The organism is Streptomyces sp. NPDC048411 (genome assembly GCF_040704695.1).
In the GTDB taxonomy this organism is placed as follows: Bacteria; Actinomycetota; Actinomycetes; order Streptomycetales; family Streptomycetaceae; genus Streptomyces.
Map to the genome: position 1 here is coordinate 1 of NZ_JBEZKL010000221.1, position 7,479 is coordinate 7,479.

Below are 7,479 nucleotides of genomic sequence, written 5' to 3' on the forward strand. Positions count from 1 at the left end.
CCCCGGACCCGGGGACGAGAACCGCACCGCCCGCCAGGGCGACCCCTCACCCCGGACCCGGGGACGAGAACCGCACCGCCCGCCAGGGCGACCCCGCACCCCGGACCCGGGGACGAGAACCGCACCGCCCGCCAGGGCGACCCCCCACCCCGGACCCGGGGACGAGAAACACCCCGCCCGCCGGGGCAACCCCGCACGCGCTCACCCGCTGATCAGCAGCGCGTCCAGCAGATCGCGGTCGCGGGGCTGGGTCAGGTGGGTGCGGGCCGCTTCCGGGGGGAGCCAGACGATGCGGTCCACCTCGTCGTTGGGGACGAATACGCCGTCCGTCGCCTCGGCCGCCCAGTACAGGACTTCCTTGGGGCGGTCGTTCGCGAGGTACCGGACCGTGGGCAGCGGGGGCCCCGGTGTGCAGTGGTGGCCGGTTTCCTCCAGAACCTCGCGCACAGCGGCGTCGATGGCCGGCTCGCCGCGCTTGAGCTTGCCCTTCGGATGTGACCAGTCGTCGTAACGGGGCCGGTGGACCAGGCAGATCTCGAGCTCCCCGGAGTGCTCCGACCGGCGCCACAGCACACACCCCGCAGCCTGTACGAGCCCGCCGCTCATGGCGTGGTCACAGCCGCCGCCGTGTACGGCCAGGTCTCCCGGAATGCCCCGCGGGCCGCCTCCACCTCGTGCCGCTGGTCGGCGTGGAGCACCCCCAGGGCGTAGGCGGTGGCCGGCGCGATCCTCGGCGTACGGGCCGCCGATGCCGCTGCCGCGGCTGCCTCCGCCGCGTCCCGGTGCAGGTCGAGCGCGTGTCCGGGGGCGACCAGGACCGGGTCGGGGGCGCCGCGTACCACCTCGTGGGCGTACCGGTGCAGTCGCAGCAGAAGGCGGGCCTGGTGCCAGGGCGCGTCGTGCGCCTCGTTGTACGGCTCGACCGTCTCGTCGGACGGGAGCGTGGCCACCGCACTGAGCAGCCGCTGCTCGGCCCGGTCCGCGGGCCCGTGCAGCATCTCGGCGGCCGGGGCCGTGGCCGCGGCGGAGAGCGGGACCTCGGAGGCGAGCAGGGCGACCGCGTCGGCGACCGCGTGGAACCGGGACGAGCCGAGCGCCTGGAGGGCCGCCGAGTGGGCGCGGGTCCTGGCGAGGGTGAGCTGCCGTTCGAGAAGCGCCCCGGCCCTGGCCGCGCCGACGCCGAGTGCGGCGCGTTCCTTGGCCTGCGCGGCGTCGTGCTGGGTGACATCGAGATCGGTGCCGGAGGCGGTCCACTGGGTGCGGGGCGGCGGCGAGGTGCCGGACAGAACGTGCAGCGCTTCGAGGAGCCGGGTCAGCCGGGTCGCGTACGCGTGCTCGCGGGCCAGTGTGCCGGAGAGCCAGGCCAGTTCCGTACGGAGCTGCTCGGCCCAGCCGGGTTCGAGTGCCGACCGGAAGGTGTGCAGGGTGCCGCTGATACGGCGGGCCGAGCGGCGCAGTGCACCGGCGGCCTGCTCGGCGGCGAGTGTCCCGGCGTCCGTGGGGGCGCTGCTCTCGCGGTGCAGGCGCAGGCTGCGAAGGAAGTTCGCGGCCTGTTCCTGCAGGTAGGGGGCGAGGATCGCGCCCGCGGACACGTCCGTCCGGGTCGTCGTCTGGTGGTCAGGGCGTTGCACGCCGGCGCCTCCGGGCGTCAATGAGCATTTCCTGTACGTGCCGCAGCGGCTGGCCGTCCCCGTCCGTGGCGTGCCGGTTCCAGTTCCCGTCGGGACCGAGGTGCCAGGAGGAGGTGGTGTCGGCCATGCCGGTCTCCAGGAGTCGGCTGAGCGCGGCACGGTGGGCGGGGTCGGTGACCCGGACCAGTGCTTCGATCCGGCGGTCGAGGTTGCGGTGCATCATGTCGGCGCTGCCGAACCACACTTCGGGTTCGCCGCCGTTGCCGAACGAGAAGATCCGGGAGTGTTCGAGGAAGCGGCCCAGTATCGAGCGGACCCGGATGTTCTCGGAGAGGCCGGTGACGCCGGGGCGGATCGCGCAGATGCCGCGTACCCAGATGTCCACCGGAACGCCCGCTTGGGCGGCCCGGTAGCAGGCGTCGATGATCGCTTCGTCGACCATCGAGTTGACCTTGAACCGTACGTAGGCGGGGCGACCGGCCCGCTGGTGCGCGATCTCCTTGTTTATCCGGGAGATCAGTCCGTCGCGCAGGGACCTGGGGGCGACGAGGAGGCGGCGGTACGTCTCGCGGCGGGAGTAGCCGGAGAGCCGGTTGAAGAGGTCGGAGAGGTCCGCCCCGACCTGCGGGTCGGCGGTCAGCAGGCCGATGTCCTCGTACAGCCGCGCGGTCTTGGGGTGGTAGTTGCCGGTGCCGACGTGCGAGTAGCGGCGTAGCGTGTCGCCCTCCTGGCGGACGACGAGGGAGAGCTTGCAGTGCGTCTTCAGCCCGACGAGGCCGTAGACCACATGGCAGCCCGCCTCCTCCAGCTTGCGTGCCCACTTGATGTTGGCCTGCTCGTCGAAGCGGGCCTTGATCTCGACGAGGACGAGGACCTGCTTGCCGGACTCGGCGGCGTCGATCAGGGCGTCGACTATCGGCGAGTCGCCCGAGGTCCGGTACAGCGTCTGCTTGATCGCGAGCACGTCCGGGTCGCTCGCCGCCTGCTCCAGGAACGCCTGGACGGAGGTGGAGAACGAGTCGTACGGGTGGTGCAGCAGCACATCGCGTTCGCGGAGCGCGGCGAAGACGTCGGGCGCCGAGGAGGACTCGACCTCGGCGAGATCGCGGTGGGTGCCCGCGATGAACCTGGGGTACTTCAGCTCCGGGCGGTCCAGTGACGCTATGCCGAACAGCCCGGTGAGGTCGAGCGGTCCGGGCAGCGGGTAGACCTCGGCGTCGGACACCTTCAGCTCGCGGACCAGCAGGTCGAGCACGTACGGGTCGATGGACTCCTCGACCTCCAGGCGCACCGGCGGGCCGAAGCGACGCCGCATGAGCTCCTTCTCCAGGGCCTTGAGCAGGTTCTCGGCGTCGTCCTCCTCGACTTCGAGGTCCTCGTTCCGGGTGACCCGGAACATGTGGTGGGCGAGTACCTCCATGCCGGGGAAGAGCTCTTCCAGATGCGCCGCGATGACGTCCTCGATGGGCACGTAGCGCTGCGGTGACGCCTCCAGGAACCGGGTCAGCAGCGGCGGCACCTTGACGCGGGCGAAGTGGCGGTGGCCGCTGACCGGGTTGCGTACGACGACCGCGAGGTTGAGCGAGAGGCCCGAGATGTACGGGAACGGGTGCGCCGGGTCGACGGCCAGCGGCGTCAGTACGGGGAAGACCCGCTGCCGGAAGAAGGTGAACAGGCGGGCCTGTTCCTTCTCGGTCAGCTCCGGCCAGCGGATCAGCTGGATGCCCTCGTCGGACAGTGCGGGCGCGATGTCCTGCTGGTAGCACGCGGCGTGCCGGGCCATGAGTTCGCGGGACCGGGTCCAGATCAGGTCGAGGACCTCGCGGGGCTGCAGACCGGACGCGGAGCGGGTGGCGACGCCGGTGGCGATACGGCGCTTGAGGCCGGCCACCCGGACCATGAAGAACTCGTCCAGGTTAGAGGCGAAGATCGCGAGGAAATTCGCTCGTTCGAGGAGGGGTGTCGCCGGGTCCTCGGCGAGCTCCAGCACCCGTTCGTTGAATGCGAGCCAACTGCGCTCCCGGTCCAGGAAGCGGCCCTGCGGCAGCTCGCTGCCGTCGACGTCGGGTTCGTACACGTCCACGTCGGCGTCGAGATCGAAATCGAGGTCGGCGGCCATGGAAAGACCGGCTCCCGCGTATTTCGCGGATGCGACGGCATGCGGCCGGTGCGCGGCGAGAGAGCCGACCGACGGCTGTGCGGCGGGCTGGACCGGGACCTCGGAGCTGGGCGACTGGCTCATGGCCCTATTGTTCCGCGCGGAAGGCTTTTGGGGCGCGTCGGAAGGGGCGGAGATCGCGGAAAACCCGGGGTCCTTGCCGGATTTTCTCCCGTTGCGGGGGGTCGGCACAGCTGGCTGCATCCTGAGAGGGTCGCAAGCGCGTCTGAATGGCCGGTAACGGTGACATGACGTGCAGGAAGCGGTGTGCGGTGCGGGTTGCGGTGTCGCGCTGCGTGTGCGGGGTCCGGACCGCCCCCTTTTTGCGGCCCGGACCCCGACGACCGGGGCGGATCAGCCGTGGCCTCGGCGCAGTACCCGGAAGGCGAGGGCGACGGCAGCGGCGGCGAGGAGCCTGCCGGAAAGAGGGGCGGCGTCAAGCGACGCCGCCCCGGGGACGTTGTGCGGGCTCAGGACTCCGCGCGGTACATCAGATCCACCTCATGGGTGACGAAGCCCATCCGCTCGTACACGGCCAGGGCCGCCGTGTTGTCCGCGTCGACGTAGAGCATCGCGGTCGGCAGCCCCTCGGCGGCGAGGTGGCGCAGCCCGATCGCGGTGAGCGCCTTGCCGAGACCACCGCCCTGCGCGTCGGGCCGGATGCCGACGACGTACACCTCGCCGAGTTGCTCCTCGGCGTGCACCTTCGTCCAGTGGAAGCCGACCAGCTCGGTCCCGCCCTCGGTCTCGCGCTCGGCCAGGAAGAACCCCTTCGGGTCGAACCAGGGCTCGCCCTTGCGGTCGTCCAGGTCGCGCTGGGTGAGCGATCCCTGCTCGGGGTGGTGGGCGAACGCGGCACTGTTCACGGCGAGCCAGGCGGCGTCGTCCTGGCCGGGCACGAAGGTACGGACGGTGACGCCCGGCGGCAGTACGGGCTCGGGGATGTCCAGCGGGCTCAGCGGGCGGCGCAGCTGGCGCAGCTCGCGGAAGAGGGAAAGGCCCAGGACCTGGGCGAGATGGCGGGCGGCGGACTTCCCGCCGTGCGCCCATACGCGCAGCCGCTTCCCGGTCGCGGCGAGCAGCGCGGCGCCCAGCGCACGGCCGTGCCCCTGCCCGCGGTGCGCGGGATGCACGACGAGCTCGGCGGCGGGCGCCTCGACGGGGTCGGTGTCCTCGAGCTGTGCGTACCCGACGAGGGTTCCCGTGCTGGTGAGCAGAAGGTGCCGTACGCCCTCCCGGCGCCCGCCCCGCAGTTGCAGTCGCCCCTGCTCGGAGACCGCGGGCCTGCCGTCGGCGCGGGCCGCCTCGCCGAGCAGGTCGAGGACGGCTCCGGCCTGGTCGGGAGAGAGCTCGTCGAGCGTCTGGATCTCGCGTCCCGGAGCGGGGAGGGGTACATCAGTCGTCATGCGTACGAGCGTACGGCGGGGCGGGGTGCTGGTGGGGCGGAGCGGGGCGTTGCGGCCTCGATCGGCGGTGTGCGGTGCGGGTCGGACCGCCTTCGCGGGGTGAGCGCGGCGGTCGGCCGGTCCCGGCCCGTCGGCCCTGACGTACCGGACCGCGGTGACCTGTAGGCCGTGACGTTCCTGCCCGCATATGGGTGCCGTAGGGGTGAAGTGCGGTGATAGGCACCCTTACTGACCACAAGGCAACCAGTTCGTAACTCGAAACACCTGTCGCGCTACGCGCGTTGACTCTAGGCTGCGGCCGAACCCTCCCGCTGAATTCACAAGGGGACCGATGTCAGCGACACCGCACAAGAACCGTGCGTCGAGGCGAGTGCTCGCCGCCGCGGCCGGGCTGGCCACCGTCGGCGCGCTCGTCGCCGCAATGCCGGCCGATGCCCAGAGCCGCGATCAAGGCCAAGGGCACCACGAGCCCGCCAACACCGTCGACGTCCAGCTGCTCTCCTTCAACGACCTGCACGGCAATCTGGAGCCGCCGGCCGGGTCGGCCGGCACGGTCACCGAGAAGCAGGCCGACGGTACGACGAAGGCGATTCCGGCCGGTGGTGTCGAGTACCTCGCGTCCTCGCTGCGCGCCGCGCGCCAGGGCCACCCCTACTCCATCACCGCGGCCGGTGGTGACATGGTGGGCGCGAGCCCGCTGCTGTCCGGTCTCTTCCACGACGAGCCGACCATCGAGGCGCTCAACAAGATCGACCTCGATGTGACGACGGTCGGCAACCACGAGTTCGACGAGGGCGCCACCGAGCTGGCCCGTCTGCAGAACGGCGGCTGCCACCCGGTCGAGGGGTGCTACGAGAAGGACAAGAAGTTCGGGGGCGCCGACTTCCCGTATCTCGCCGCCAACGTGACGGACGAGAAGACCGGAAAGCCGATCCTCAAGCCGTACACGGTGTGGAAGAAGAACGGCGTCAAGATCGGCTTCATCGGGGTGACCCTGGAGGGCACGCCGAACATCGTCACCGCCAACGGCGTCAAGGGCCTGAAGTTCCACGACGAGATCGAGACGGTCAACAAGTACGCCAAGGAGCTCGACCGCCAGGGCGTGAAGTCCATCGTCGCGCTCATCCACGAGGGCGGGGCTCCCGCCTCCTCCTCGTACAACTACGACTGCGACAGCCCCGGCGCCGGCGACGGCATCTCCGGGCCGATCGCGGACATAGCCAAGGGCATCAGCCCGAAGGTCGACGCGCTGGTCACGGGCCACACGCACCAGGCGTACGTGTGCACCGTGCCGGACCCGGCGGGCAACCCGCGCCTGGTCACCTCGGCCTCGTCGTTCGGCAAGCTGTACACGGACACGACCCTCACGTACGACCGCCGCACCCAGGACATCGTGCGTACGTCGGTGAAGTCGTCGAACTCCTCGAACCCGACCTCGGCGAACCACATCGTCACCCGGGACCAGCCCAAGGCCACCGACATGACGGCCCTGATCGCCCGCTGGAACACCCTGGCGGCCCCCATCGCGAACAGGCCGCAGGGCTACATCTCCGCCGACATCAACGGCCGCGGTTCCACGGCCCCCGAGAAGCCGCTCGGCAACCTGATCGCCGACGCGCAGCTCGAGGGCCTGGCCCCGGCGGACAAGGGCGGGGCGGTCGTCGCCTTCATGAACCCGGGCGGTATCCGCGCGGACCTGGTGTACAAGGCGACCGGCAGTGAGGGCGACGGGGTGGTGACGTACGGGGAGTCCTTCACCGTGCAGCCCTTCACCAACATGATGAACGTCGTCGACCTGACCGGCGCCCAGCTGATCACCGCACTCCAGCAGCAGGTCAGCGGCTCCAACGAGGCCAGCCCGAAGATCCTTCAGGTGTCCAAGGGGCTCACCTACACGCTGGACATGACGAAGACCGGAGCGGCTCGCGTCGTCGTCGACACGATCAAGCTGAACGGTGCGGCGATCGACCCGGCCAAGACATACCGCGTCGCGATGAACGAGTTCCTCGCGGGCGGCGGCGACGGCTTCGCGGCACTCGGCCAGGGCACCAACAAGCTGGTCGGTGCCTCCGACCTGGACCTGTTCAACGCGTACCTGTCGGCCCACTCGTCGGCGGCGGCGCCGCTGGCCCCGCCGGCCACGGACCGGATCACGGTCGTTCAGTAGGTCCTGCGGGACACGCAGTGCCCGTACGCGGGTGAGTGAGCGGGGCGGTGGTGTACTGGCTCGCGCTCGGCTATCTCGTCCTCACCGTGGCCGTCGTCCACTGGGCGGTCCGCTCCC

At 70.9% G+C, this 7,479-nt stretch carries 5 protein-coding genes; 1 reads left to right on the forward strand and 4 read right to left on the reverse strand.

Annotated features, from left to right (window positions below; all coding sequences use genetic code 11):
- Positions 1-201: 201 nt before the first annotated feature.
- From AB0915_RS37280 to mshD, 4 genes are all read right to left on the reverse strand, one after another.
- Positions 202-606, reverse strand: coding sequence for an NUDIX hydrolase (locus tag AB0915_RS37280; protein WP_366695578.1), 405 nt, complete (start codon positions 604-606; stop codon positions 202-204).
- The gene (locus AB0915_RS37285) at positions 603-1,631 is read right to left on the reverse strand and encodes a CHAD domain-containing protein (RefSeq protein WP_366695580.1); all 1,029 of its coding nucleotides are present in this window, start codon (positions 1,629-1,631) and stop codon (positions 603-605) included. Before AB0915_RS37285 ends, AB0915_RS37280 begins: the two co-directional genes overlap by 4 nt.
- Positions 1,618-3,873 (reverse strand): RNA degradosome polyphosphate kinase, encoded by a 2,256-nt coding sequence (locus AB0915_RS37290; protein ID WP_366695582.1) that lies wholly within the window; start codon positions 3,871-3,873, stop codon positions 1,618-1,620. Before AB0915_RS37290 ends, AB0915_RS37285 begins: the two co-directional genes overlap by 14 nt.
- Positions 3,874-4,259: 386 nt before the next feature.
- Positions 4,260-5,195 (reverse strand): mycothiol synthase, encoded by a 936-nt coding sequence (gene mshD, locus AB0915_RS37295; protein WP_366695584.1) that lies wholly within the window; start codon positions 5,193-5,195, stop codon positions 4,260-4,262.
- Between the two features lie 331 nt (positions 5,196-5,526).
- On the opposite strand from mshD, the gene AB0915_RS37300 reads away from it, so the two are divergent.
- Positions 5,527-7,362: a bifunctional metallophosphatase/5'-nucleotidase gene (locus AB0915_RS37300; protein WP_366695586.1), complete on the forward strand. Its 1,836-nt coding sequence runs from the start codon at positions 5,527-5,529 to the stop codon at positions 7,360-7,362.
- Positions 7,363-7,479 lie beyond the last annotated feature (117 nt).